Source organism: Agrococcus sp. KRD186 (assembly GCF_017168255.1).
In the GTDB taxonomy this organism is placed as follows: Bacteria; Actinomycetota; Actinomycetes; order Actinomycetales; family Microbacteriaceae; genus Agrococcus.
The window spans coordinates 1,103,342-1,127,448 of sequence record NZ_JABFAP010000001.1 but is presented as its reverse complement, the minus strand read 5'-3'; the positions used below and the strand labels follow the sequence as shown (position 1 = coordinate 1,127,448).

Genomic DNA, 24,107 nt, shown 5'->3' with positions numbered 1-24,107 from the left:
ACAGTCGGGTGGGAACGGGCCAGTGTGGTCGAAGCCGCCGCGTCACAGCCGCATCACGATGTGTGCCGGTGGCCCGAGATCGAGCGCCACCTTCGGATCGGACGGGCAGGACCGGTGGTCGACGAGCGCGCGGAGCCGCGACTCGATGCCACGCGGTCGCGGTCGCGGTCGCGCGACGCTGCCATGCGATTGCGATTGCGATTGCGATTGCGATTGCGGTTGCGGTTGCGGTCGCGGTCGCGCGGCTGTGCGACGGCGCGGCGGCCGGGTCACGGGTGTCGATGGAGATGTTGGGGCGCCGAACGCCTCGTCGGGCAGCTTGACGGCGAGTGACGGCATCGCCTCTGCCGCGACGCTGCCGGGGCTGCGCTGCGCCGGCGCCGCGCCGTTGCGGCTGGTGCGTGCGTAGCGGTCGGTGGTGCGCAGCTGGGGGATGATGCGCCAGTTGCCGGGTTCGGGTCCTGCGGCTTCGATGCGGAGGCGGCCGGCGTGGATCTCGTGGTGGTGGTAGACGCAGACGAGGATGCCGTTGTCGATGTCGGTGGGGCCGCCGGTCTCCCAGGGGGTGATGTGGTGGGCCTCGCACCAGGAGGCGGGCAGGCCGCAGCCGGGTACCCGGCAGCCCTTGTCGCGGGCGGCCAGCGCGCGCCGCTGGGCACGGTTGAACAGCCGCTCGGTGCGGCCGAGGTTCAGTACCTGGCCGGCGCTGTTGACGACGGCGTGGTGGATGACCGCGTCGCAGGCGAGCCGGGCGGCGGTCTCGATCGGCACCAGATCACCCGTGTGCTCGATCGTGAGGGTGCGATCGGGCGAGGGCCGGTCGTGGAGGTAGGCGTTGAACGCGTCGATGGTGCCGGTGAGCACGAGGGTGGGCGCTTCGCCGCCGGCGACCGGCGCGTCTCCGGAGGCGGCGTGGGCGCGGGCGAGGCCGATGAGCACGTCGTGGGCGCGCTGCTCGCGCGTGCGGTCATCGACCACGTTCGAGTCGTCGCCGGCGGGGGTGCCGTTGGCGTCCACCTGCCGGCCAGCGTCGCAGTCGTCGCCGCAGTCATCGCTGCAGCCGTCGTGGCCGGTGTCTCGGAAGGCGACCTTCACCCGCGGCCCCTGGTGCGCGTCGACCACCGACTTCAGCGAGGAGCCATCCTCCGCCGGCGACCAGCCGCGGTAGCCCCAGCCGCCGCGCTCGCGCCAGATGCGGAACGAGCGCTCCGTGCGCTGCCGCTCGGCCGCCGGCAGCACCCCGTCCGGGTCGATCGCCGCCGCGTAGAGGCGCGCCTGATCGGCCAGCAGCTCGGGCACCAGCGGGAAGTCGGGATCGGTGGCGGCATCGACCAGCAGGCCCTCCGCCCACGCCAGCCGCTCCAGATCCGCCCGCGGCGCCGCCGGCTCCAACGTGCCGACGATCACGCGCGCCTGCGCGAGCGAGAGGGCACCGGCGTCGATCGCTGCCGCCACCCGCGGGTACTTGACCGCGATCTCGCCACCAGTGAGCGACATCCCCGGGCTCGTCATCGCCGCCAGCGACAGCAGCTGGTGCGCATCCCGGGCATGGATGCCGAACGACTGCGCGATCGCCTCCTTCGCGCTCCGACGACCCATCGCGCGACAGATCTGCTGATCGGCGGGGCCCTTCGAGCCCTCATCGATCACGCCCGCCAGCCGCACCTGCAGCGCATCCACGATCCGGGAGAGCGCTGCCGTGCCCTCCAGCACGTCCTCGACCTCGACAACCGACGCGGTCACCAGAGAGTCGACCCGCGCGAGCACGGCACGCGCGGCATCCACTGCTGCGCCCATCTGCTGCTCGGTCATCATCGACTCCGTCCGTTGCGACGAGAGTAGATCGGGCCACTGACACGGCAGGCCGACGGGCGCTCGATGTGACCTGAGCGAGTGAGTGATGCTACGATTGACGTCGCTCCTGCAGCGATCCTCGATAGCTCAATTGGCAGAGCAGCCGGCTGTTAACCGGCAGGTTGATGGTTCGAGTCCATCTCGGGGAGCGATCGGCCCTCACCCCTCGGGGTGGGGGCCATTATCGTCCGTGTCGGCGGTGGCGCTGCCGACGCGATCGCCTTCCTGTCGAGGCGTCAGTCCTCCAGGTCGTCGACACCGGGCATCCAGCTCAGGCCGGGCACGCCCCACTTGTTCTTCTTGATCGCCTTCTGCACGCCCTTCGTGCCGAACGCATCCAATCGGTCCGCATAGAGGACGCCGTCGAGGTGGTCATACTCATGCTGGAGGATGCGCGCGAGCCAGCCCGAGGCCTCGAGCTCGTAGTGCTCGCCGTGCTCGTCCTGCGCGTGCAGGATCGCACGGTCGCTGCGCTTGAGGGCGAAGCGCTCACCCGGGATGGAGAGGCAGCCCTCCTCGTCCTCCTCGTCGGGGATCCCGAGCGGCGGGGGAGAGATCCACAGCTCGGGGTTCGCGGCGACCCCGCGCGTTCGCATGCCTTCCGCATCCGTCCAGTCGTAGACGAACAGCCGCCGGCCGATGCCGATCTGCGGCGCTGCCAGGCCCACACCGGGGGCTGACCCCATGGTCTCGAACATGTCGGCGACGAGGGTCTCGAGCTCGGCGTCGAACGCGACGACCGGCTCAGCGGCCTGGTGCAGCACAGGCTCACCGGTGATGTAGATGGGCAGAACAGTCATGTCCTCCAGGGTATCGATGGCCGCGCAGAGTACTGTCTTCAAGTGCACTTCACCGCGCTCGACGACCTGGCTGCTGAGATCTCGCTCACGCCGCTCCAGGCCCTCGGGATCCCGGTCGCCATCGTGGGCGCGATCTTCCTCTCGGTGGGCACGCAGTTCCAGCATCGCGGCGTCGGCCACTTCGAGGGCGGCGACCAGCGCGGCGCCCAGCTGGGCGGCTCAGCGCTGCTGCGGCTGCTGCGGAACCCGGCATGGGTGATCGGCACGCTGCTGCTGGGTCTCGCGATCGTGCTGCAGCTCGGAGCGCTCGCCCTCGCGCCGCTGATCGTCGTGCAGCCGCTCGGCGCCGTCGCGCTGGTCGTGACGGCCATCCTGAACTCGCGCCTCGCGAACATCCGGCTCGACCACCGCACCATCCGCGCGATCGTGACCTGCCTGGTCGGCATCGGCCTCTTCGTCACCGTCGCCGCGATCTTCGCGGTGGAGCGGCCGATCCAGGATCGGCAGCTACTGACGGTGCTGTCGCTGCTGGTGGTCGCGCTCACGGGGCTCGGCATCGTGTGGTGGGTCTACCGCAGCCGGGCGAACGCTGTCTTCTATATCGTCTCCGCCGGCGTGCTCTACGGCTTCGTCGTCACGCTCTCGAAGATCGTCATCAACCGCATCATCTCCGGCAACTTCGACTGGCTGACGATCGTCTGCGGCGCAGCCTTGCTCGTCGCGATGCTCGTCGGCAGCTACGCCGTGCAGCTCGCGCACGCCTCCGGCCCGCCCGATCTCGTCATCGCCGGTCTCACCGTGGTCGACCCGCTCGTGGCCGTCCTCATCGGCGTGACCGTGCTGGGCGAGGCCGCCGAGACGCCGCCCTGGGCGATCATGGTGTTCGCCGCAGCCGGGGCACTCGCCGTCTGGGGCGTCCTCCAGCTCGCCAGGCACCACCCACAGATCCGGACGCTCGAGTCGTCCGAGGAGACCAATGACTGAACGCCCCCTGCGCATCCTGATCGCCACCGACACCTTCGCCCCCGACGTGAACGGCGCGGCGAAGTTCACCACGAGGCTCGCGGCCAGACTGACCAAGCGAGGGCACGAGGTGCACGTGGTGGCGTCGGCGCTCGGCCGCGGAAAGCAGGGCACCCGTGTCGAGGAGCACGAGGGTCAGCGCTTCAGCGTGCACCGCCTGCGGTCGATGCTCTACCCGGGCCACGAGTGGCTGCGCTTCGCCCACCCGTGGCGGATGTTCGCGAACGCCGCCTCGCTCCTGGACGCCCTCAAGCCGGATGTCGTGCACTTCCAGTCCCACATCATCCTGGGCCGCGCGTTCTCGACCGAGGCCAAGAAGCGCGGCATCCGCGTCGTCGGCACCAACCACCTGATGTTCGAGAACCTCATGGACCACTCGAACATCCCCGCCTTCCTGCAGCACCAGACGGTCGACCGGCTCTGGCAGGACGCCGCGACCGTGCTGAGCCGCTGCGACGTCGTCACGACGCCGACCCGGCGCAGCGCCGACTACCTCGAGCTCAAGACCGGGCTGCGCGACGTGCACGCCATCTCGTGCGGCCTGCCTGGCGACGAGTACAGCCCGAACCCCGAGCGCCAGCGCGGGCGCATCGTGTTCGTCGGACGCGTCACGAGCGAGAAGCGGCTCGAGACGCTCGTGCACGCCGTCGCCCAGCTGCCGCAGGATCTGCCGTGGCACCTCGACATCGTCGGCGGCGGCGACCAGATCGACGAGCTCGGCGCGCTGGCGCGCAGGCTGCACGTCGCCGACCGCGTGACGCTGACCGGCTTCGTCTCTGACGAGGAGCTGCGCCAGCGACTGCGCTCCGCCGAGGTGTTCGCGATGCCGTCGACGGCCGAGCTGCAGTCGATCGCGACCATGGAGGCCATGGCGACCGGACTGCCCGTCGTGGCCGCCGACGCCATGGCGCTGCCGCACCTGGTCACCGACGGCGTCAACGGCTGGCTCTTCCGACCCGACGACGCCGCCGACCTCGCCCAGAAGCTCGAGCGCATCCTGCGCCTGAGCGACGAGGAGTACGCGATGTATCAGCAGCACAGCCTGCAGATGGTCGCGCCGCACGACATCGAGGCGACGATCACCGCGTTCGAGCGCTTGTATCGCGGCGAGCACGTCGCCGATCCCGACACGCACGTCGAGATCGCCGACTAGGCTCGATTCCCGGGCCGAAGGCCCACGGGGCGGTAGCTCAGCTGGTTAGAGCAGCGGACTCATAATCCGTCGGTCACGGGTTCAAGTCCCGTCCGCCCTACACATCTGCTCGAGGCACGGGAGGACGGAAGACCCATGCCCACCGATCGCGCCCAGCCCGAGCACGGCCCCGCTGGCGAGCGCCGGCAGGACACCAGCGTCGGCTCGATCGAGCTGACCCACTGGCGCCGCCGGCTCGGCCACCGCATGGCGCAGCTCGCGCGCTGGCTCGGCGAGGTCGTGACGCCCTACGGCATCCTGCTCATCACGCTCGCTGTCGGCGCGGCGATCGCCTTCGGCTTCAGCCTGCTGGCCGTCGAGGTCTACGACGCGGTCACCGACGAGGACGGCATCGCAGGCATCGACCGGCCGGTGCTCGATGCGATCCTCACCATCCGAAGCCCTGGGGCGGATGCGTTCGTCACCGGTTTCACGGATCTCGCGGGCACGGTGGGCATGCCGCTCGTCGCGGTCGCGGCACTCCTGATCCTCAGCATCCGCCGCCGCTCGTGGACGCCGACGGTGCTCATCGTCGCGACCGGCGCCGGCTCGCTGCTGATGACGGTCGCGGGCAAGCTGCTCATCGGCCGCGACCGTCCGCCGATCATCGATGCCGTGCCGCCCTACGAGGTCTCCGCCTCGTTCCCCAGCGGTCACACGCTCAACGCGGCGGCGATCCTGGGCGTCATCGCCTACCTGCTCATCCTCCGCCGGCTCACGACCTGGTCGAGGGTCCTCATCGTCGTGGTCGCCGTGGTGGCATCGCTGCTCGTGGCGGCCAGCCGCGTCTACCTCGGCCACCACTGGGTGACGGATGTGGTCGCCGGCTGGGCGCTCGGTGCGGCCTGGCTCGCACTGGTCATCACCGCGCATCGGCTCTACCTCACCTCGCGGCTCCGGCACGACGAAGCGGCCGCCTGAGCCGTCTCGGCTGCCGGCGCGTGGCACCTCCGCACGGGCGCGCTCGGCTGCCGTGCGCGGCGCGAGCGGGTGCGCTCAGCCGCCGCTGCGGCGCCGGCGCCTGATGCGCTGCACGGTCTCCATGGCCGCCACGCCGACCAGCACGAGCGTCGCGGCAGCGCTCGTGCCGAGCGACGACAGCAGCGGCGACACGCAGGCGACGGCGACGAGCGCGAGCGCGCCCACTGCCTGCGGCACGATCCAGCGGCGCTCGAGCAGCCGCCGGAACCAGAACGTGCCCACGAGGAACAGCAGCGGGCCTCCGACCACCGCGACGACCGCCGAGACGCTCTGCTGGTCGGGATGCGCGAGCACCTCCTTGTCGCCCACGCTGACGAGCACGATGCCGGCGATCACGAGCAGGTGCACGTAGGTGTAGGCCGTGCGCGCGAGGCGACCGGGCGCCTCTGACGCCTCCATCGCCTCCGAGCCGATGCGCTCGCCGTGGTCGAAGTAGACCCACCAGAGCGCGGCCGCGGTGCAGAACGCCAGCAGCATCGCGATGACCGCCTGCGGCGTGATCTCGAGGTCGACGAAGGCGAAGCCGGTGACCAGCAGCCCCTCCCCGAGCGCGATCAGCACGAACAGCGCCGAGCGCTCGGCGATGTGCGCACCGGAGAGGTCCCACCGGCCCATCTCGACCCGGCCCGTGCGCGGCACCGGGAACCCGAGCCTGGTGCCCAGCAGCTCGATGCCGAGCGCGGCGGCCCACAGCGGCAGCTGCGCGGGCAGCGGCAGCAGCGCCCCGACGATCCAGAGCACGCTGCTGGCGGCCGTCCAGACGAGCACGCGCGTGAAGTCCAGCGCCACCTCGCGATCCTCCCGCCGGGTCGCGAGCACGATGAAGCCCGTGCGCCCGAGCTGCATGACGACGTACGCCGCGGCGAACACCCACGCCCGCTCGCCGAAGGAATCGGCGATCGACACGCTCATCACGAGCGCCACGAGCGCGATCGCGATGACCGCGCCGCGCACCGGCAGCTTGATCGGGTCGAGCCAGTTGGTCACCCAGGTGGTCGCGACCCACGCCCACCACAGCGCAGTCACCATGATGGTGCCCTCGAGCGCGCCCAGCGGCGTCTGATGCTCGTACAGATAGGCGGAGAGCTGGGTGAGCGCGAAGACGAAGACGAGGTCGAAGAACAGCTCGACGTAGGTGACGCGATCGGAACGCGATGCGTCCGCGGGCCGGAGCAGGGCGTCGCGTGCGTCTGCGGTCATGCCAGATGATCGCACGCGCTGCGGCATCGCCGCCGCACGCCGTGGCGCGCCGCCGCCGCCTAGCATCGAGCCATGGCTCTCAGCACGCCCTTCCTGGCGATCGATCTCGAGCGCATGCAGGCGAACATCGCGCGCGTCGCCGAGGCGGCCACCGCCCGCGGCATCGCGCTCCGCCCGCACGCGAAGACCCACAAGACGATCGAGATCGGGCGGATGCAGGTGGCAGCCGGCGCGCACGGCCTCACCGTGGCCACGGTGGGGGAGGCGGAGGTCTTCACCGCTGCCGGCCTCGACGACCTCTTCATCGCCTACCCGCTCTGGCTCGACGCCGGCAAGGCCGCCAGGCTCAGCGCGCTCGCCGCCCGCGGCGCGTCGATCTCGATCGGCGTCGACTCGGTCGAGGGCGTCGCCCGGCTCGTGCACGCGGGCCTCGCCGGCCGCGTCTCGGTGCGGGTGGAGGTCGATGCCGGTCATCACCGCTCCGGATGCGCTCCGGCAGCAGCAGGGGAGGTCGCCTCGGCCGCGGTGCGGGCGGGCGTCGACGTCGAGGGCGTCTTCTCCTTCCCCGGCCACTCGTACGCGCCGGAGGCGCGCGAGCGCGCCGCCCGCGACGAGGCGGAGGCGCTCACCGCCGCCGCGGCGTCGCTGCGCGCGGCCGGCATCGAGCCGATGGTGGTCTCCGGCGGCTCGACGCCCAGCCTCGCCGCTTCGCTCGAGCTCGACTCGCCGGTGAACGAGCTGCGGCCGGGCGTCACCGTCTTCGGCGACGCGCAGCAGTGGGAGCTCGGCTCGGCGGAGCCTGAGGACATCGCGCTCACGTGCCATGCCACCGTCGTCTCGCACGCGGGCGGGCGGCTGGTGCTGGACGCCGGCTCGAAGGTGCTCGGCCCGGACCGCGCCGACTGGGCAAGCGGCCACGGGCGGCTCCTCGATCATCCAGACGCGCGCATCGTGCAGCTGAGCGAGCACCACGCGGTCGTCGAGCTGCCCGGCGGTTCCGGCGAGCTGCCGGCGCTGGGCACCGTGGTGCGCGTCGTGCCGAACCACGTGTGCATCGCGGTGAACATGGTCGACGAGCTCGTCGTCTACGACCGCGGCGGCGATAGCGAGCCCGCGGCGCGCTGGCGCGTGGCGGCGCGAGGGCGCAACGCGTAGGAGAGCGGCATCAGGCGCCGGGGGCCCCGCCGGCGCATCAGGCGTCGGCGGCTTCGCCGGCGACTCAGGTGCCGATGGCGCCGATCGTCTCGGTCAGCCGCAGGATCCCGTCGCCCGCCTCGATGCGCCCCTCGCCGTCCGTGGCGATCAGCCCCAGGTTCGTCACGCCCAGCTCCCCGTACTCGGCCGCGAGCCGCGTGATCTCGGACGACGACGCATCCGCCGGCACGCTCGCGAACAGCACGATCGCGTACGGCTCGTCGAGGCCGACCGCCGCGCGCGCCTCGCGCACGGTCGCGATCGCGGCACGCGTCACCTCGAGCTGCTCCTCGGGCGCCGCGTCGCTGGTCAGCAGCACGCCGTCGCCGAGCTCACCGGCGAGCGCGAGGGTCTTCGGCTTGAGGCCGCCGATCAGCAGCGGCGGCACCTCGCTCGGCGGCCAGCGCAGCTGCACGCGGTCGAGGTGCACGTAGCGGCCGTCGACGCTCAGCTCGTCGCCCGCGAGCAGCGTGCGCAGCGCGGTGGCATGCTCGGTCAGCAGCGTCAGCGGCGACGCCTCGCGCACACCGGCCTGCGCCATCCAGTCGAGCACGCCGTGGCCGATGCCCGGCAGCAGCCTGCCCGGAAACATCCGCGCGATGGTGGCGATCTCCATCGCGGTCAGTGCGACGGTGCGCAACGGCACCGGCAGCAGCCCGATGCCCACCCGGATGCGCTCGGTCGCGGCGAGCACGGCGGCCGCGGTCGAGGTGCCCGACTGCCCGAAGCAGTCCTCCCAGAGCCAGAGCTCGGCGAGGCCGACGGCATCGGCGGCGCGGGCGACATCGAGGAAGCGCTCGGGCGCCTGATCGGGCGGGAGGACGAGGCCGAGCACAGGTGAGTTCTGCATGGCTCGACCGTACGCGAGGCCCCTGACGGCCGCTCCCACCGGGTCGCCGTCGGTAGACTCGAGGCATGACCGACTCCGCCGTGACCGCTCCCGCCGACGCCGCCATCGCCCAGCACGAGGCCTTCCGCCGCAAGCGCGACCAGAGCGTGCGCGCGCCCCAGGGAGCGCTCGCGCTGACGACCACCGCGTGGGTCTCCGCGGCCACCGAGGTCGAAGGCGTGGCCGGCACCTGGGCGCCCTCGCCGACCGGCGACGGCCTGCAGGTGACGGCGGATGCGTCGGCCGAGATCATCGTCGACGGCGAGACCGTCGACGGCACGGTGAGCGTCTACGCGCAGGAGTCGATGACGCCCAGCACGGTGCGCTTCGACGATCGCCGCACGGCCTTCGTGATCGGGCCAGACTTCAAGGGCCGCTTCGCGCTGCGCGTGTGGGATGCGGAGGCGGCGACCGAGCGCGGCTTCGAGCAGATCACCGCCTTCGACTACGACCCGGCATGGCACGTGCAGGGCACCTTCGAGCCCGTCGAGGGCGGCGTCGACTTCGAGTACGGCAAGTCGCAGGGTGGGTCGCTGCGCCGGGCGACCTCGCCCGGCACGATCCGCTTCGAGCACGAGGGCGAGCAGGTCGAGCTCGTCGCGCTGCCCGACGGCGACAGCCTGCAGATCGTCTTCGCCGACGCCACGACGGGCGAGGAGACCTACGACGTGGGCCGCTTCCTGTTCGTGCGCCCGCGCCACGACGGCACCGTCGACCTCGACTTCAATCGCGCGATCGTGCCGCCGTGCGCGATGAGCGACCAGTACAACTGCCCGCTGCCGCCGGCCGGCAACCGCCTCGCCTTCCCGATCCGCGCGGGCGAGCAGCGACCGGTGTTCACAGGCGAATGACAGGCTTGTCACTCCCGCGCGCCATGTGAGACACTCAAGGCGTCTCGAGCCCGGTTCGACCGATGGGGAAGTCGCATCGAACGAGGGAGAGACGATGACTGCTGCGAACACGCTCAGGCGACGCTCCGCGACCACCGCGGGGGTGGCCTGGATCCACGCGTCCCCGCGCGCGATGCGCACGCATCTGGAGTGGGCGATCGGCCAGGCCGTCGGCGACGCGCTGCGCTTCCTCTGGCAGCCGCAGCCGGTCGAGCCGGGCATGGAGCGCACCGAGGTGCACTGGTCCGGCCCCGTCGGCACCGGCGCCGCGATCGCCTCCGCCCTCGCGGGCTGGCGCGACGTGCGCTTCGAGGTGACCGAGGATCCGACGCCCGGCAGTAACGGCATGCGCTGGATGCACACGCCGCAGCTCGGCATCAGCGCCCAGCGCATCGACGCCGCCGGCTCCCTCGTGGTGCCGGAGGAGCGCATCCGCGGTGCCATCGAGGCCGCAGGGCCTGATGCCCGCGCGCTGCTCGCGGCGCTCGACGACGCCATGGGCGGCGCCTGGGATCGTGAGCTCGAGTCCTATCGGCACGCTTCCGACGGCTCGCCCGTCATCGCGCTGCACCGGGTCGGCTGACGCCCCGCCACCGCCCCACAGACCGCTGAGGCCCCCGCTGAGTACAGCGGGGGCCTCAGCTATGCACGGACTCAGACCGAGCGGATCGCCACGACCGCGTTGTGCCCGCCGAATCCGAACGAGTTCGACACGGCCAGCTGCGGTCCGTCGTCCAGCGGCATGGGCGTGCCCGAGATGCGCAGCGGCGCCTCCGGGTCCTGCTCGGTCACGTTGATCGTCGGCGGAGCAGTGCGCTCGTGCAGGGCGAGCACGGTGAAGGCCGCCTCGAGCGCACCCGTGCCGCCCAGCAGGTGGCCGTGCGCCGCCTTCGTCGCCGAGACGGGGATCTCGCTGATGCGCTCACCGAAGATGCGGTGCAGCGCGCGCACCTCCGCCACGTCGCCGACGGGCGTGGAGGTGGCGTGCGCGTTGATGTGGGTCACGTCGTCCGCGCTGGCATCCGCGTGGTCGAGCGCGAGCTGCACGGCGCGGCTGGCGCCCAGGCCCTCGGGCTCGGGCGCGGTGATGTGGAACGAGTCGGCGGTGACGCCGCCGCCGGCGAGCTCCGCGTAGATGCGGGCGCCGCGGGCGAGCGCGTGCTCCTCGGTCTCGAGCACCAGCGCGGCTGCGCCCTCGCCCATGACGAAGCCGTCGCGGGTGATGTCATAGGGGCGGGATGCGGTGGCCGGGTCGTCGTTGCGGCGCGAGAGCGCTTGCATGGAGGCGAAGGACGCGAGCGTGATCGGGTGGATCGCCGACTCGCTGCCGCCCGCGATCACGACATCCGCGAGCCCAGCCTGCAGGTGCTCGAAGGCGTTCACGAGCGCCTCGGTGCTGGAGGCGCAGGCGGAGGCGACGGTGCGCGCGTAGGCGCGCGCCTGGAAGTGCATGGAGATGGCCGCGGAAGGACCGTTCGGCATCAGCATCGGCACGGTCATGGGCAGCACGCGGCGCGGGCCCTTCGCGCGCAGGGTGTCCCAGGCGTCGAGCAGGGTCCAGAGACCGCCGATGCCGGTGGAGAAGTCGACGCCGAGGCGCTCGGACGGCAGCTCGGGGGAGCCGGCGTCGGCGAACGCCTCCTTGGCAGCCACGAGCGCGAACTGGCTCGAGGGGTCGAGGCGCTTGGCGACCGGCCGCTCGAGCACCGTGTCGGGGCGCACCTTCGCCTGCGCGGCGAACGTCACCGGCAGCTCGTACTGCGCGACCCAGTCGTGCTCGAGCGTGCTCGCGCCGGATTCGCCGGCCAGCAGCGCCTCCCAGCTCTCGCGCATGGTGCCGCCCAGCGGCGATGACGCGCCCAGGCCGGTGATGACGATCTTCTTCGTCATGACTCTCCTCGCAGATGCCGCGTGCGGCCGGTCGCCCGGCCGCACGCGCGTTCGATGAACGTGGGGCTCAGGCCTGTGCGCCCGTGATGTAGTCGACGGCGTCCTGCACGGTCTTGAGGTTCTTGACCTCGTCGTCGGGGATCTTGACGTCGAACTTCTCCTCGGCGTTCACGACGATCGTCATCATCGAGATCGAGTCGATGTCGAGGTCGTCGGTGAACGACTTCTCGAGCTGCACGTTCTCGGTCGCGATGCCGGTCTCGTCGTTCACGAGGTCGGCGAGTCCGGCGAGGACCTCGTCCTTGGTGAATGCCATGGGGTGTCTCCTTCTGATGGATTGGACGGGTTGAGTCTAAGGGAGCACGACGACCTGGGCGCCGTACACGAGCCCGGCGCCGAAGCCGATCTGCAGCGCGAGGCCGCCCGAGAGCTCGGGCTGCTCCTCGAGCAGGCGGTGCATCGCGAGCGGGATCGAGGCGGCGGATGTGTTGCCGGTCGTCTCGATGTCGCGCGCGATCGCGACGGTGTCGGGCAGCTTCAGCTGCTTGGCGAACTCGTCGATGATGCGCATGTTCGCCTGGTGGGGGATGAAGGCGGCCAGGTCGCCCGGCTCGATGCCGGCGGCGTCGAGCGCCTCGCGGGCCTTCTTCGCCATCTCCCACACTGCCCAGCGGAAGACCGTCGGGCCGTCCTGCCGCAGCGTCGGCCAGGGCGCGCCGTCGCGCATCGAGCCGAGCGTGTTCGTCATCCGGATGGTCTCCCAGTGGGAGCCGTCCGAGCCCCACACCGAGGGGCTGATGCCGGGCTCGTCGGAGGGGCCGACCACCACGGCGCCGGCGCCGTCGCCGAGCAGGAAGCTGATCGAGCGGTCGGTCGGGTCGACCACCTCAGAGAGCTTCTCGACGCCGACCACGAGCACGTGCTCGGCCATGCCGCTGCGCACGAGCGCGTCGGCCTGCGCGACGCCATAGGCGTATCCGGCGCACGCGGCCGAGATGTCGAAGGCGGGGGCCGGCGTGGCGCCGACCCGCTCGGTGAGCAGCGCCGCCATCGACGGCGTCTGCACGGTGTTGCTGATGGTCGAGACGATCACGGCGCCCAGCTGCGAGCCGTCGATGCCGGCGCGCTCGATCGCCTCCTTGGCGGCGGTCTCGGCCAGGTCGACCGCCTCGCTGCCGTCGGAGACCCGCGCGCGGGTGATGATGCCGGTGCGCTGCCTGATCCACTCGTCGGAGGAGTCGATCGGGCCGACGAGCTCGTCGTTCGGCACCAGTCGGTCGCCGCGCGCGGCGCCCACGGAGAGGATGCGCGATCCGGCTCGGGTGGGAAGGCTCTTCATCGTGGTCATGCTGCCGCTCCGCTCTCCAGCAGCGCGACGGCTGCCTCCAGGTCGTCAGGGGTCGTGATGCCGGCGGCGGGCACGCCGCGCAGGCCGCGCTTGGCGAGGCCGGTGAGCGCGCCGGCGGGCGCCAGCTCGACGATGCCGGTCACGCCGGCCTCGGCGAAGCCGGCCATGCACAGGTCCCAGCGCACGGGGCTCGAGACCTGGCCGACGATCAGCTCGAGGAATTCGGTGCCGGATGCGACCACGCCGCCGTCCCGGTTCGTCCAGAGCGTCGTGGTCGGGTCGGTCGTCGCCGTGGCGGCGGCCTGCGCGCGGAAGCGCTCGACGGCGGGAGCCATGTAGTCGGTGTGGAAGGCGCCGGCGGTCTGCAGCGGGATGACGCGCGCGCGCTCCGGGGGAGCCTCGGCCAGCGCGGCGAGCGCGTCCAGCGCGCCGGCGACGACGATCTGGCCGCCGCCGTTGTAGTTCGCCGGCTGCAGGCCCAGCTCGGCCAGGCGCGCCTCGAGCGCCGCCTCGTCGGCCCCGAGCACGGCGGCCATGCCCGTCGGGGTCTCGGCCGCCGCATCCGCCATCGCACGAGCGCGCTCGCCGACGAGCGCCATGGCGTCCTCGGGCAGCAGCACGCCGGCGGCGACCGCGGCGGTGATCTCGCCCACCGAGTGCCCGGCGAAGCCGCTCGCGAGCGCTGCCCGGTCGGCGAGCGCGTCGAGGGTCAGGATGCCGGCGGCGACGATGAGCGGCTGCGCGACGAGGGTGTCCCGGATGGTGTCGGCATCGGAGACCGTGCCGTGCTCGACGAGGTCGACGCCTGCGGCCTCGCTGAGCGAGCGGAGCCGCTCGGGCACGCCCGGCAGCTCCAGCCAGGGAGCGAGGAAGCCGGGCTTCTGGGAGCCCTGGCCGGGCGCGACGATGACGATCACGGGTCTCATCCTGCCACCGGGCCCTTGCCGCGTGGGGCATGACGGGTCGGCTGCGGCTGCCGCTGGGTGCGGTCGCGCGTGGCGTCCTGGACGGAGCCGAGGATGATCGCGGTGTGGAGCGCGAGGGCCTCGCGCGCGCCGGTGGCGTCCCAGCCGATGATCTCGCTGATGCGCTTGAGGCGGTAGCGCACCGTGTTCGGGTGCACGAACAGCTCGCGGGCCGTCGCCTCGAGCGAGCGGCCGGTGTCGAGGTAGCAGGCGAGCGTCGTGAGCAGGTCGCTCGAGTGGTCGCGCAGCGGCTGGTAGATGCCGCGCACGAGGTCGGTGCGCGCGAGCGGGTCGCCGGCGAGCGCACGCTCGGGCAGCAGGTCATCGGCGCGCACCGGGCGCGGCGTGCGGCGCCACGCGTCGGCGACGGCGAAGCCGGCCAGTGCCGCCTTCGCGCTGCGCGCGGCCTCGACGACGCTCGGCACGGGCGGCCCGAGCACCAGGTGCCCCTCGCCGAAGCCCTCGGCGAGCTGCGCGGCGATGGCGAGGAAGTCGATCGGCTCCTGCTCGGTCGCCTCCGCGGCCGGCTCGTCGGTGCTGGGCGCGGCACGGCCGATCACGACGACCAGCCGGGTGCCCTGCACCCCGATCAGCACGTCGCATCCGGCATGCCTCGCCTTGCGGCGGATGACGTCGACGTCGACGGTGCGCGGTGCCAGGCCGACCAGCACTGCGCACTCACCGCGCCCGTGCCAGCCGAGCGCTGCAGAGCGGCTGGGCAGCTCGTCGTCGTGCTCGCCGGTGAGGATGGAGTCGACCACGAGGGCCTCGAGCCGCGCATCCCACAGGCCGCGCGACTCGGCGGCGCGCGCGTAGACGTCGGCGGCGGCGAAGGCGATCTCGCGGGAGTAGCGCAGGATCGGCTCGCGCATGGCCGGATCGGCGTCGCCGATGCGCTCCTCGAACACCGCCACGGTGGTGCGGATGAGCTGCAGCGTCTGCTGCAGGCTCACGCTGCGCAGCAGCTCCCTGGGCGCGGCGGCGAAGACGTCGGCGGCGATCCAGGGCTGCGCCTCGGGATCCTCGTGCCAGGCGATGAAGGAGGTGATGCCCGACTGCGCCACCAGGCCCACCGCGCTGCGCCGCGACGGGGGCATCGTGCGGTACCAGGGGAGCCGGTCGTCGAGCGCCCGCGTCACCTGGGTCGACAGGTCGCCGGAGATGCGCCGCAGCCATGCGAGCTGCTGCGGCTTCAGCTCCTCCTGCTCAGCCAGCGCCGGAGCCCTACGCGTCGCCGCCGCCGGTGCCCGACTCGCCAGCGTTCACGTCGTGCAGGCTGTACTTGTCGATCGCCTGCATGACCATGCCCAGCGGCACCTTGCCCTGCTTCGCGAGCGCGTCGAGCGCGCGCACGACCACCGAGTGGCTGTCGATGGTGAAGAACCGGCGGGCGGCCGAGCGCGTGTCGGAGAAGCCGAAGCCGTCGGCGCCGAGCGTCGCGTAGTCGCCGGGCACCCACTCGCGGATCTGGTCGGGCACGGCGCGCATGTAGTCGGTCGTCGCCACGAACGGGCCCTCGGCCTCCGACAGTCGCTGCGTGACGTAGGGCACCTTCGCGGGCTCCTGCGGGTTGAGGAAGTTGTGCTCGTCGGCCGACAGGCCGTCGCGGCGCAGCTCGCTCCAGGAGGTGACCGACCAGATGTCGGCCGAGACGCCCCAGTCGCTGCCGAGCAGCTCCTGCGCGTGGTGGAGCCACGGCAGGGCGACGCCGGAGCCGAGCAGCTGCACCTTGATGGGGTGGTGGTCGCTGGTCGAGACGCGGTGCAGGCCGCGCTGGATGCCCTCGACGTCGACGTTCTCGGGCTCGGCCGGGTGCACGATCGGCTCGTTGTAGACCGTCATGTAGACGATGACGTTCTCGGGGTTCTCGCCGTACATGCGCTCGAGGCTGTGCTGCACCAAGTGCGCGATCTCGTAGCCGTAGGCCGGGTCGTACGCGAGCACCGCAGGGTTGGTCGAGGCGAGCAGCGGCGAGTGGCCGTCGGCATGCTGCAAGCCCTCGCCCGTGAGCGTGGTGCGGCCGGCAGTGGCGCCGATGAGGAAGCCGCGCGTCATCTGGTCGGCAGCCGCCCAGATGGAGTCGCCGGTGCGCTGGAAGCCGAACATCGAGTAGAAGACGTAGATCGGGATGAGCGGTTCGCCGTGGGTCGAGTACGACGTGCCGGCGGCGGTGAACGCCGCGACGGCGCCCGCCTCGTTGATGCCGACGTGCACGATCTGCCCGTCCGGCGCCTCGCGGTACTTCAGCAGCAGGTCGCGGTCGACCGAGGTGTAGTTCTGGCCCTTGGGGTTGTAGATCTTCGCCGTCGGGAAGAAGGCGTCGATGCCGAAGGTGCGCGCCTCGTCGGGGATGATCGGCACGATGCGCTCGCCCCAGCCCTTGTCGCGCAGCAGATCCTTGAGCAGCCGGACGAACGCCATGGTGGTGGCGATCTCCTGCTTGCCGGAGCCCTTCTTGGGCATGGCGTAGGTCTTCTCCTCCGGCAGCGGGATGATCGTGTGCTTCGCGCGGCGCTCGGGCGTGAAGCCGCCCAGCTCGCGTCGGCGCTCGAGCATGTACTCGAGCTCAGGGGAGTCGGCGCCGGGGTGGAAGTACGGCGGGCGGTACGGGTCGGCCTCGAGCTGCTTGTCGGAGATGTCGAGCTGCATCGAGTCGCGGAACGACTTCAGGTCGTCGAGCGTGAGCTTCTTCATCTGGTGGGTCGCGTTGCGGCCCTCGAAGCTCTTGCCCAGGCCGTAGCCCTTGACCGTCTTCGCGATGATGACCGTCGGCTGGCCCTTGTGCTCCACGGCCGCCTTGTAGGCCGCGTAGACCTTGCGGTAGTCGTGGCCGCCGCGCTTCAGCGCCCAGATCTCGTTGTCGCTCAGGTGCTTGACCATCTCGAGCGTGCGAGGGTCGCGGCCGAAGAAGTGCTCGCGCACGAACAGGCCCGACTCCGCCTTGTAGGTCTGGTAGTCGCCGTCGGGCGTGGCGTTCATGAGGTCGCGCAGCGCGCCCTCGTGGTCGTTCGCCAGCAGCGAGTCCCACTCGCGGCCCCAGACCACCTTGATGACGTTCCAGCCGGCGCCGCGGAAGAACGACTCGAGCTCCTGGATGATCTTGCCGTTGCCGCGCACCGGGCCGTCGAGGCGCTGGAGGTTGGCGTTGATGACGAAGTTCAGGTTGTCGAGGCCGTCGTTCGCGGCGAGCTGCAGCGCGCCGCGCGACTCGACCTCGTCCATCTCGCCGTCGCCGAGGAACGCCCACACCTGCGAGTCGGCGACATCCTTGATGCCGCGGTTCGCGAGGTAGCGGTTCGCCTGTGCCTGGTAGATCGCGTTGATCGGGCCGATGCCCATCGAGACCGTCGGGAACTGCCAGAAGTCGGGCATCATGCGCGGGTGCGGGTAGGAGGGGATGCCGTTGGGCGCCTTCGACTTCTCCTGCCGGAAGGCGTCCATCTGCGTCTCGCTCAGGCGGCCCTCGAGGAACGCGCGCGCGTACATGCCGGGGGATGCGTGCCCCTGGTAGAAGATCTGGTCGCCGCCGCCGGGGTGGTCGTAGCCGCGGAAGAAGTGGTTGAGGCCCACCTCGTAGAGGGCGGCGGATGAGGCGTAGGTCGAGATGTGGCCGCCGACGCCGATGCCGGGGGCCTGCGCGCGGTGCACCATGATCGCGGCGTTCCAGCGGATCCAGCGGCGGTAGGTGCGCTCGAGCTGCTCGTCGCCGGGGAACTCGGGCTCGTCCTCGGCCGCGATCGTGTTCAGGTAGTCGGTGGTCGGCACCATCGGCACGCCCAGGTGCAGCTCCTTCGAGCGCTTGAGCAGGCTCAGCATGATCTCCCGACCGCGCTGCGGGCCGTGCGCCGCGACGAGCTGGTCGAGCGACTCCTGCCACTCAGCGGTCTCGCTCGGGTCTGCGTCGTTGGTGTGGCCCGAGTAGGGGTCCTGGTCGTTCAGCACCGAAGCTCCTGACGTCGATCTGGAGGCGCGCCTGGGTGTCGGCGCCCGCAACCTCCACCATATCGACCGAGCCGCGTCCGTGAGTTCTCGCGGGCACACGCTCTGGCACGATGAGGATGCGACGAGGCCGCAGGAGAGACGAGGACGCGCATGGCACTGCAGATCGGCGACGAAGCACCCGATTTCACGCTCAGGGACCACACGGGTGAGGCGGTCACGCTCTCCGAGCTCCGCGGCCGCCCCGTGGTGCTGGTGTTCTACCCGGCGGCCTTCACGGGCCGCTGCACGGGCGAGCTGTGCTCGATCCGCGACGAGCTGGCCGACTTCCAGGGCGCGGACGCCCAGGTGTTCGGCATCTCGGTCGACACCGCGGCCTCGCTCGGCGTCTTCCACGAGCAGGAGGGTTTCACCTTCCCGCTGCTGAGCGACTTCTGGCCGCACGGCGAGGTGGCGCAGGCCTACGACGCCTTCCTGCCCGAGCGCGGAGTCGCGACGCGCGCGACCTACGTCATCGACCGCGAGGGCCGCATTGCCGCGCACTTCCGCGTCAGCCCATCCGAGTCGCGCGACATGGCCGCGTACCGGGCGGCGCTCGCGCAGCTGGCCTAGCGCGACGACGCCGATGGTGGGCGGTGCCGGGCTCGAACCGGCGACCCCTTCGGTGTAAACGAAGTGCGCTACCAGCTGCGCCAACCGCCCGCGCACCATTGTGCCATCGGCCGGGACGGCCCTCGCGCATCCGTAGGATGGAGCGCATGACCAGCGTCGCCGATGTGCAGCTGGCGGTGGAGTCGCTCTGGCCCGCCGCCACCGCCGAGGACTGGGACGCCGTGGGGCTGGTCGCGGGCGATCCCGCCGATCGGGTGCAGCGCATCCTGCTCGCCGTCGACGCCGTCGGCGCGACCGCGGCCGAGGCCGTCGAGACCGGCGCCGACCTGCTGCTGGTGCACCACCCGCTGCTGCTGCGCGGCGCCACGAGCGTCGCCGCCACGAACCCGGCTGGCCGCGTGATCACCCGGCTGGTGCGCGAGCGCGTCGCGCTGCTCGCCGCCCACACCAACGCCGACGCGGTCGACCGCGGCACGAGCGGCGAGCTGGCCGCGATGCTCGGCCTGCTCGATGCCGCACCGATCGTCGTCAACCGGGTGGATGCGGCCAAGGGGCTCGGGCGGGTCGGCGACCTGCCGGCGCCCACGACGCTGGGCCAGCTGGTGCGGCGGCTCGCCGAGCTGGTGCCCGCCGTCGCCGGCGGCCTGCGCGCGGCCGGGGACCCCGAGCGGCAGGTGCGCCGCGTCGCCATCTGCGGCGGAGCGGGCGACTCGCTGCTGCGCGAGAGCGCCGTGACCGGCGCAGACGTCTACATCACCAGCGACCTGCGCCACCACCCGGCCTCCGACGCGAAGGAGCGGCACGCCGCAGGGGAGGGGCCGGCGCTCGTCGACGTCTCCCACTGGGCGAGCGAGTCGCTGTGGCTGCGGCCGGCGGCCGAGCAGCTGCGGGCTGCGCTGCCCGGCGTCGAGGTGCTCGTGAGCGAGATCAGGACAGACCCATGGGACTTCGCGGTCCCGCAGGAGGAGCAGGCATGGCACTGAAGGCGACCCCGAACGACCAGCGGCGACTGCTGACCCTGCAGGAGGCCGACACGCTGATCGTGCGCCTGCAAGGCAAGCTCAAGTCGCTGCCGCAGACGCAGCGCATCGACGAGCTCGACACCGAGCTGTCGGTGCTCGACCGCGCCGTGCTCGAGCGGCTCGGCGCGCACGACGACGCCACCGCAGGGGTCGCTCGCATCGAGAGCGACGTGCAGGTCGTCCGGGCTCGGCTGCAGCGCAACCGCGACCGCCTGCCGACGATCACCGACGCCAAGACCGCCACGGCGACCGAGCACGAGAACGAGACGCTCGAGCGCCGCCAGGGCATCCTCGAGGACCTCGAGCTCGAGGCGATGCAGCAGCAGGAGGACGCCGCGACGGCGCTCGCCGAGGCGCGCCGCGAGGCGGAGACGGCGCGCGCCGAGCGCGACCGGCTCGCCGCCGAGCGCGAGCTCGCCGCCGGCGACCTCGAGCAGCAGCTGCAGGCCGCGCGCGCCGAGCGCGGCGAGCGGGCCGCCGAGGTGCCGACCGATCTGCTGGCGCTCTACGATCGGCAGCGGGAGCGCTACGGCATCGGCGCCACGCTCCTGCAGCGTCGCACCTCGGTCGCCTCCGGAGTCGAGCTGACGGCGGCGGAGCTGTACGAGATCCGCCAGGCGGCGGATGAGGACGTGCTCCTCGACCCGAACTCCTCGGCCATCCTCGTGCGCACGGACGAGAGCGGCATCTAGCACCGCGCATCCGCCCCGCCGCCGACGCCCTCGTCGTACGATCTGAGCGGAGGGGGTGCGCCGATGGACGTGGTCGAGGTCGCAGACGAGGCCGCCCTCGCCGAGTTCCTCCGCCTGGGCAAGGAGACCCACGAGGGCCGTGCGGTGCCGCTGCGCGAGCGCACCGTGCGCGACTGGTTCCGCGGCACCTCGGCCCACCGGCACCCGATCACGCTGCTGCTCGCGCGCGACGACGACGGCAGGCCCGTGGGCCGCGCAATCGTGCACCGTGACGACCGCCTCGATGACCGGCTCGGCACCCGCGCGCTCGTCTTCGGCGCACTCGCGGCACCCGACGCATCCGTCCTCGACACCCTGCTGGACGACATCGAGCGACGAGCGCGGGCAGCCGGTGCGACCGAGCTCTTCGGCCCTGCCCAGCTGCTGCCGAACCAGTCGGGCGGGCTCATCACCTCGGGCTTCGAGGAGCGCGGGTTCCCCGACGCGGGGTGGAACCCGGAGTGGATGCCGCCGGCGTTCGAGGCACGCGGCCTGGAGCGCTGGTACGAGGGCGACACCTGGGTGGTCGACGTGCTCGACGGCGACGGTCCGAGCGTCGCAGAGCTCGACCGCGCCGGCATCCGCATCGACGAGGTGACGCGCTTCGGGCTCGCGCGCGGGCTGCGGGCGCTGCTGCCGCTGCTCAACGGCTCCTTCGCGCAGCTGCCCTACTTCACGCCGTTCACGCGCGACGAGCTGCGGTCGCAGTTCGCGGGGCTGTGGCTGCTGCACGAGCCCGGCCTGTTCCTGATCGCCCGCGACGAGGAGGAGCAGCCGGTGGGGTTCGTCTTCGCGGTGCTCGACGCCTCGCGCGTGCTGCAGGACTCCGGCGGTCGCTGGGGTGTCCGCGAGCGGTGGCGGTTCGTGCGGCACCGGCGCGAGCTGCGGTCGGATGCGGTGCTGGTCATCCAGGGCGCGCTGCCGGACGCGCAGGGCAAGGGCATCGTCACGCTGCTGAGCCGCCGCCTGCACGCGAACCTCGCCGACAGCGGCTGCGCGCGGCTGCGCTCGACGCATGTGGGGCGGCAGAATCCCAGCTCGGCCAGGCAGTTCTCGCGCTTCGGTGGCCGGCCGCTGCATGCGACGGCCTACTACCGCAAGCAGCTGCCGCGCTGAACGGGCCGCTTGCCGGTACCCTGGACGCAGCGAATCGGTCGGCCAGGCGGTCGCGTCGCGGAGCTTCGGCTCCGTGCCGAGGAACGTCCGGGCTCCGCAGAGCAGGGCGGTGGATAACGTCCACCCGGGGCAACCCGCGAGAAAGTGCAACAGAGAGCAGGTCCACCTGCCAGGGCCTTCGGGCTCGGGCAGGCCAGGAGTGAAACGGTGGGGCAAGAGCCCACCAGCGCGGCGTGCGAGCGCCGCGGCTAGGCAAACCTCGCCCGGAGCAAGACCAGACAGCGGATCACGGGGCTGCTCGTCCCATCCGCGGGTAGGTCGCTAGAGGGCTGCAGCAATGCATCCCGTAGAGAGATGACCGTCCACGACAGAACCCGGCGTATCGGCCGGCCGGTTCGCCCGCACGACCGATCGCCCCGAGGCTGATGCCCGGGGCGATCGGTGTCGAGCGGATGCGTTCAGGCGGCCACGAGGGCGGGTTCGGCCTCCGCAGGCGTCGGCGTGCGCCGTGCCCAGCGCTTGAGCGCGATGACCGCGAGGCCGGTGACGATCGTGCCGGCGATGATCGCGAGCGTGAACATCAGCAGGTTGCCGATCGCGAAGAAGACGAAGAAGCCCCCGTGCGGTGCCTGGCTGGTCACGCCAGCCGCCATCGAGATGGCACCGGTGGTCGCCGCACCCAGGATCGACGCGGGGATGACACGCAGCGGGTCGGCGGCCGCGAACGGGATCGCGCCCTCCGAGATGAACGAGGCGCCCAGCAGCCACGCCGCCTTGCCGTTCTCTTGCTCAGCCGGTGTGAAGAGCTTCCGATCGAGCAGGGTACCCAGCGCCATGCCCAGCGGCGGCACCATGCCTGCGGCCATCACAGCGGCCATGATCATCCAGGGCGCGGGGTCCTCGGGGGAGCCCGCGCCGAGCCCGGCGACGGCGAAGCCGTAGGCGACCTTGTTGATCGGCCCGCCGAGGTCGAAAGCCATCATCGTGCCCAGCAGCAGACCCAGCAGCACCGCGCCAGCGCCGGTGAGCGACCCGAGCCAGCCGGTCAGCCCGGCCATCAGCGCGGCGATCGGCCCGCCCAGCAGCACCACCATCAGCCCTGAGGCGAAGATGGAGGCCAGCAGCGGGATGATCACGACCGGCATGAGGCCGCGCAGCCACTTCGGCACGCTCCAAGTGCCGATCCACCAGGCGGCGAGGCCGGCGAGCAGGCCTCCGACGAGACCGCCGATGAAGCCCGCGCTCATGAGCAGCGCCACCGCACCGGCGACGAACCCGGGCGCGATGCCGGGGCGGTCGGCGATCGCGTAGGCGATGTAGCCCGCGAGTGCTGGCACCAGGAACGCCATCGAGGCGTTGCCGATCGAGAACAGCACCGCGCCGAGGTACTCGGCCAGGCCGCCGTCGGGCAGGTTCCAGAGCGAGTTCTGCACGATCACGTCGCCCGCGACGTCGGTGATGTCGAATCCACCGACCAGGAAGCCGAGCGCGATGAGCAGCCCGCCGCCGGCGACGAAGGGGATCATGTAGCTGACGCCCGTGAGGAGCGCGCGCTTGACGGTGCCGCCGAGCGAGCCGCCACCGGCACCTCCGGTTGACTGCTGCGCGTCGGCCCCGCCCGAGACGTCGCCGGCCAGCCGCGGCCCAGACGGGTTGTCGGCGTGGCCGAGTGCCTCGGCGATCAGGGCGTCCGCGGAGTCGATGCCGCGCTTGACCGGCACTTGCACGTAGGCCTTGCCGGCGAAGCGGCCGCGCTCTCGCACATCCACGTCGACCGCGAACACGACGGCGTCGGCTGCGGCGATCACCGCAGGATCGAGACGCTTGGTGCCGCTGGAGCCCTGCGTCTCGACCGTGACGCGCACGCCGGCGCGCTCTCCCGCGGCCTTGAGCGCATCCGCTGCCATGTAGGTGTGCGCGATGCCGGTCGGGCAGGCGGTGACGGCCACGATGCTGCGCTCGCCCTCGGCGACCGGCGCGGGTTCTGCCTCATCCTTGTCGGCGACCACCCGCTCGACGAGCGCCACGACCTCGTCGGCGCTCGCGGCGCTGCGCAGCGCCCCGGTGAACTGCTCGTCGATGAGCGAGCCGGCCAGGCGAGACAGCACCGCGAGATGCGTCTCGGCGGCGCCGTCGGGCGCCATGATCATGAACACCAGGTCGGCGGGTCCGTCGGGCGCGCCGAAGTCGACCGCCGGTTCGAGGCGGGCGAACGCGAGGCTCGGCTCGAGCACCGCAGCCGACTTGCAGTGCGGGATGGCGATGCCGTCGCCCATGCCGGTCGGTGTGAGTGCCTCGCGCTCGAGCACCGCGGCCGCGAGGCCGTCGCCGTCGGCGACGCGATCGGTGGAGGCCGCGCGAGCGGCGAGCGCGCGGATGACGGCCTCCTTGTCGGCGCCGAGGTCGGCGTCGAGCACGACCAGTTCGGGGGTGAGGATCTGGGGCATCAGTGCTCCTGGTG

At 72.0% G+C, this 24,107-nt stretch carries 21 protein-coding genes, 3 tRNA genes and 1 other RNA gene; 13 read left to right on the top strand and 12 right to left on the bottom strand.

Annotated elements, in window-relative coordinates:
* Nucleotides 1-42: 42 nt before the first annotated feature.
* Nucleotides 43-1,812 carry an HNH endonuclease signature motif containing protein gene (locus J1M46_RS05400; protein WP_206446891.1) on the bottom strand — a complete coding sequence of 590 codons (1,770 nt, stop codon included), beginning with the start codon at nt 1,810-1,812 and terminating at the stop codon, nt 43-45.
* 118 nt (nt 1,813-1,930) lie between these two features.
* Between J1M46_RS05400 and J1M46_RS05395 the strand changes: the two genes are divergently transcribed.
* Nucleotides 1,931-2,003, top strand: a tRNA-Asn gene (locus J1M46_RS05395).
* A gap of 87 nt (nt 2,004-2,090) precedes the next feature.
* On the opposite strand, the gene def is transcribed toward J1M46_RS05395, so the two are convergent.
* Complete coding sequence (gene def, locus J1M46_RS05390) at nt 2,091-2,654, bottom strand: peptide deformylase (RefSeq protein ID WP_206446890.1); 564 nt, start codon at nt 2,652-2,654, stop codon at nt 2,091-2,093.
* Between the two features lie 42 nt (nt 2,655-2,696).
* Between def and J1M46_RS05385 the strand changes: the two genes are divergently transcribed.
* The 4 genes from J1M46_RS05385 to J1M46_RS05370 all read left to right on the top strand — a co-directional run bounded on the left by J1M46_RS05385 (nt 2,697) and on the right by J1M46_RS05370 (nt 5,790).
* On the top strand, nt 2,697-3,638 hold the full coding sequence (locus J1M46_RS05385) for a DMT family transporter (RefSeq protein WP_342384285.1): 942 nt from the start codon (nt 2,697-2,699) through the stop codon (nt 3,636-3,638).
* A complete protein-coding gene (locus tag J1M46_RS05380) occupies nt 3,631-4,830 on the top strand; it encodes a glycosyltransferase (RefSeq protein ID WP_206446889.1) in 1,200 nt (399 codons plus the stop codon). The genes J1M46_RS05385 and J1M46_RS05380 overlap by 8 nt, the downstream gene beginning before the upstream one ends.
* Before the next feature lie 26 nt (nt 4,831-4,856).
* A tRNA-Ile gene (locus J1M46_RS05375) sits at nt 4,857-4,930 on the top strand.
* A gap of 35 nt (nt 4,931-4,965) precedes the next feature.
* Entirely contained in the window at nt 4,966-5,790 is an 825-nt protein-coding gene (locus tag J1M46_RS05370; protein ID WP_206446888.1) for a phosphatase PAP2 family protein, read from the top strand.
* Nucleotides 5,791-5,865: 75 nt separating this feature from the next.
* Here J1M46_RS05370 and J1M46_RS05365 read toward each other — a convergent pair whose 3' ends face one another.
* Nucleotides 5,866-7,050, bottom strand: coding sequence for a low temperature requirement protein A (locus J1M46_RS05365; RefSeq protein ID WP_206446887.1), 1,185 nt, complete (start codon nt 7,048-7,050; stop codon nt 5,866-5,868).
* A gap of 72 nt (nt 7,051-7,122) precedes the next feature.
* Here J1M46_RS05365 and J1M46_RS05360 point away from each other — a divergent pair, with 72 nt between their 5' ends.
* Nucleotides 7,123-8,205 (top strand): alanine racemase, encoded by a 1,083-nt coding sequence (locus J1M46_RS05360; protein WP_206446886.1) that lies wholly within the window; start codon nt 7,123-7,125, stop codon nt 8,203-8,205.
* Nucleotides 8,206-8,269: 64 nt separating this feature from the next.
* Here the strand turns inward: J1M46_RS05360 and J1M46_RS05355 are convergent, their stop codons facing one another.
* Nucleotides 8,270-9,094 (bottom strand): LLM class flavin-dependent oxidoreductase, encoded by an 825-nt coding sequence (locus J1M46_RS05355; RefSeq protein WP_206446885.1) that lies wholly within the window; start codon nt 9,092-9,094, stop codon nt 8,270-8,272.
* Nucleotides 9,095-9,159: 65 nt separating this feature from the next.
* Here J1M46_RS05355 and J1M46_RS05350 point away from each other — a divergent pair, with 65 nt between their 5' ends.
* Nucleotides 9,160-9,984 (top strand): DUF1684 domain-containing protein, encoded by an 825-nt coding sequence (locus tag J1M46_RS05350; protein WP_206446884.1) that lies wholly within the window; start codon nt 9,160-9,162, stop codon nt 9,982-9,984.
* A 94-nt stretch (nt 9,985-10,078) separates the two neighbouring features.
* Nucleotides 10,079-10,606 carry a DUF3145 family protein gene (locus tag J1M46_RS05345; protein WP_206446883.1) on the top strand — a complete coding sequence of 176 codons (528 nt, stop codon included), beginning with the start codon at nt 10,079-10,081 and terminating at the stop codon, nt 10,604-10,606.
* Between the two features lie 71 nt (nt 10,607-10,677).
* Here J1M46_RS05345 and J1M46_RS05340 read toward each other — a convergent pair whose 3' ends face one another.
* The 6 genes from J1M46_RS05340 to aceE all read right to left on the bottom strand — a co-directional run bounded on the left by J1M46_RS05340 (nt 10,678) and on the right by aceE (nt 18,168).
* The gene (locus J1M46_RS05340) at nt 10,678-11,913 is read right to left on the bottom strand and encodes a beta-ketoacyl-[acyl-carrier-protein] synthase family protein (protein ID WP_206446882.1); all 1,236 of its coding nucleotides are present in this window, start codon (nt 11,911-11,913) and stop codon (nt 10,678-10,680) included.
* Between the two features lie 67 nt (nt 11,914-11,980).
* On the bottom strand, nt 11,981-12,229 hold the full coding sequence (locus tag J1M46_RS05335; RefSeq protein WP_072313678.1) for an acyl carrier protein: 249 nt from the start codon (nt 12,227-12,229) through the stop codon (nt 11,981-11,983).
* Between the two features lie 36 nt (nt 12,230-12,265).
* Nucleotides 12,266-13,252, bottom strand: coding sequence for a beta-ketoacyl-ACP synthase III (locus J1M46_RS05330; RefSeq protein ID WP_241249025.1), 987 nt, complete (start codon nt 13,250-13,252; stop codon nt 12,266-12,268).
* A 5-nt stretch (nt 13,253-13,257) separates the two neighbouring features.
* On the bottom strand, nt 13,258-14,178 hold the full coding sequence (locus J1M46_RS05325; RefSeq protein ID WP_206446880.1) for an acyltransferase domain-containing protein: 921 nt from the start codon (nt 14,176-14,178) through the stop codon (nt 13,258-13,260).
* Nucleotides 14,179-14,183: 5 nt separating this feature from the next.
* The gene (locus J1M46_RS05320) at nt 14,184-15,365 is read right to left on the bottom strand and encodes a PucR family transcriptional regulator (protein WP_342384284.1); all 1,182 of its coding nucleotides are present in this window, start codon (nt 15,363-15,365) and stop codon (nt 14,184-14,186) included.
* A gap of 85 nt (nt 15,366-15,450) precedes the next feature.
* Nucleotides 15,451-18,168: a pyruvate dehydrogenase (acetyl-transferring), homodimeric type gene (gene aceE / locus J1M46_RS05315; RefSeq protein WP_206446879.1), complete on the bottom strand. Its 2,718-nt coding sequence runs from the start codon at nt 18,166-18,168 to the stop codon at nt 15,451-15,453.
* A 150-nt stretch (nt 18,169-18,318) separates the two neighbouring features.
* On the opposite strand from aceE, the gene J1M46_RS05310 reads away from it, so the two are divergent.
* On the top strand, nt 18,319-18,777 hold the full coding sequence (locus J1M46_RS05310) for a peroxiredoxin (RefSeq protein WP_206446878.1): 459 nt from the start codon (nt 18,319-18,321) through the stop codon (nt 18,775-18,777).
* A 14-nt stretch (nt 18,778-18,791) separates the two neighbouring features.
* Here the strand turns inward: J1M46_RS05310 and J1M46_RS05305 are convergent.
* Nucleotides 18,792-18,867 (bottom strand) — tRNA-Val (locus J1M46_RS05305).
* Between the two features lie 56 nt (nt 18,868-18,923).
* Between J1M46_RS05305 and J1M46_RS05300 the strand changes: the two genes are divergently transcribed.
* From J1M46_RS05300 to rnpB, 4 genes are all read left to right on the top strand, one after another.
* Nucleotides 18,924-19,760 (top strand): Nif3-like dinuclear metal center hexameric protein, encoded by an 837-nt coding sequence (locus tag J1M46_RS05300; protein ID WP_206446877.1) that lies wholly within the window; start codon nt 18,924-18,926, stop codon nt 19,758-19,760.
* Nucleotides 19,751-20,491 (top strand): zinc ribbon domain-containing protein, encoded by a 741-nt coding sequence (locus J1M46_RS05295; protein ID WP_206446876.1) that lies wholly within the window; start codon nt 19,751-19,753, stop codon nt 20,489-20,491. Before J1M46_RS05300 ends, J1M46_RS05295 begins: the two co-directional genes overlap by 10 nt.
* 63 nt (nt 20,492-20,554) lie before the next feature.
* Nucleotides 20,555-21,646 carry a GNAT family N-acetyltransferase gene (locus tag J1M46_RS05290; RefSeq protein WP_206446875.1) on the top strand — a complete coding sequence of 364 codons (1,092 nt, stop codon included), beginning with the start codon at nt 20,555-20,557 and terminating at the stop codon, nt 21,644-21,646.
* Nucleotides 21,647-21,680: 34 nt separating this feature from the next.
* Nucleotides 21,681-22,044, top strand: an RNA gene (gene rnpB / locus J1M46_RS05285) — RNase P RNA component class A.
* Nucleotides 22,045-22,104: 60 nt separating this feature from the next.
* On the opposite strand, the gene J1M46_RS05280 is transcribed toward rnpB, so the two are convergent.
* Nucleotides 22,105-24,093, bottom strand: coding sequence for a PTS fructose transporter subunit IIABC (locus J1M46_RS05280; protein ID WP_206446874.1), 1,989 nt, complete (start codon nt 24,091-24,093; stop codon nt 22,105-22,107).
* Nucleotides 24,094-24,107: the final 14 nt, after the last annotated feature.

Excerpts from the sequence above, each read along its gene's own strand:
- J1M46_RS05350 (WP_206446884.1), top strand. The coding sequence starts at position 9,160 with ATGACCGACTCCGCCGTGACCGCTCCCGCCGACGCCGCCATCGCCCAG.
- J1M46_RS05295 (WP_206446876.1), top strand. The coding sequence starts at position 19,751 with ATGGCACTGAAGGCGACCCCGAACGACCAGCGGCGACTGCTGACCCTG.
- J1M46_RS05330 (WP_241249025.1), bottom strand. The coding sequence starts at position 13,252 with ATGAAGAGCCTTCCCACCCGAGCCGGATCGCGCATCCTCTCCGTGGGC.
- J1M46_RS05290 (WP_206446875.1), top strand. The coding sequence starts at position 20,555 with ATGGACGTGGTCGAGGTCGCAGACGAGGCCGCCCTCGCCGAGTTCCTC.
- J1M46_RS05280 (WP_206446874.1), bottom strand. The coding sequence starts at position 24,093 with ATGCCCCAGATCCTCACCCCCGAACTGGTCGTGCTCGACGCCGACCTC.
- def (WP_206446890.1), bottom strand. The coding sequence starts at position 2,654 with ATGACTGTTCTGCCCATCTACATCACCGGTGAGCCTGTGCTGCACCAG.
- J1M46_RS05345 (WP_206446883.1), top strand. The coding sequence starts at position 10,079 with ATGACTGCTGCGAACACGCTCAGGCGACGCTCCGCGACCACCGCGGGG.
- J1M46_RS05340 (WP_206446882.1), bottom strand. The coding sequence starts at position 11,913 with ATGACGAAGAAGATCGTCATCACCGGCCTGGGCGCGTCATCGCCGCTG.
- J1M46_RS05310 (WP_206446878.1), top strand. The coding sequence starts at position 18,319 with ATGGCACTGCAGATCGGCGACGAAGCACCCGATTTCACGCTCAGGGAC.
- J1M46_RS05300 (WP_206446877.1), top strand. The coding sequence starts at position 18,924 with ATGACCAGCGTCGCCGATGTGCAGCTGGCGGTGGAGTCGCTCTGGCCC.
- J1M46_RS05370 (WP_206446888.1), top strand. The coding sequence starts at position 4,966 with ATGCCCACCGATCGCGCCCAGCCCGAGCACGGCCCCGCTGGCGAGCGC.
- J1M46_RS05360 (WP_206446886.1), top strand. The coding sequence starts at position 7,123 with ATGGCTCTCAGCACGCCCTTCCTGGCGATCGATCTCGAGCGCATGCAG.
- J1M46_RS05335 (WP_072313678.1), bottom strand. The coding sequence starts at position 12,229 with ATGGCATTCACCAAGGACGAGGTCCTCGCCGGACTCGCCGACCTCGTG.
- J1M46_RS05400 (WP_206446891.1), bottom strand. The coding sequence starts at position 1,812 with ATGACCGAGCAGCAGATGGGCGCAGCAGTGGATGCCGCGCGTGCCGTG.
- J1M46_RS05355 (WP_206446885.1), bottom strand. The coding sequence starts at position 9,094 with ATGCAGAACTCACCTGTGCTCGGCCTCGTCCTCCCGCCCGATCAGGCG.
- J1M46_RS05380 (WP_206446889.1), top strand. The coding sequence starts at position 3,631 with ATGACTGAACGCCCCCTGCGCATCCTGATCGCCACCGACACCTTCGCC.
- J1M46_RS05365 (WP_206446887.1), bottom strand. The coding sequence starts at position 7,050 with ATGACCGCAGACGCACGCGACGCCCTGCTCCGGCCCGCGGACGCATCG.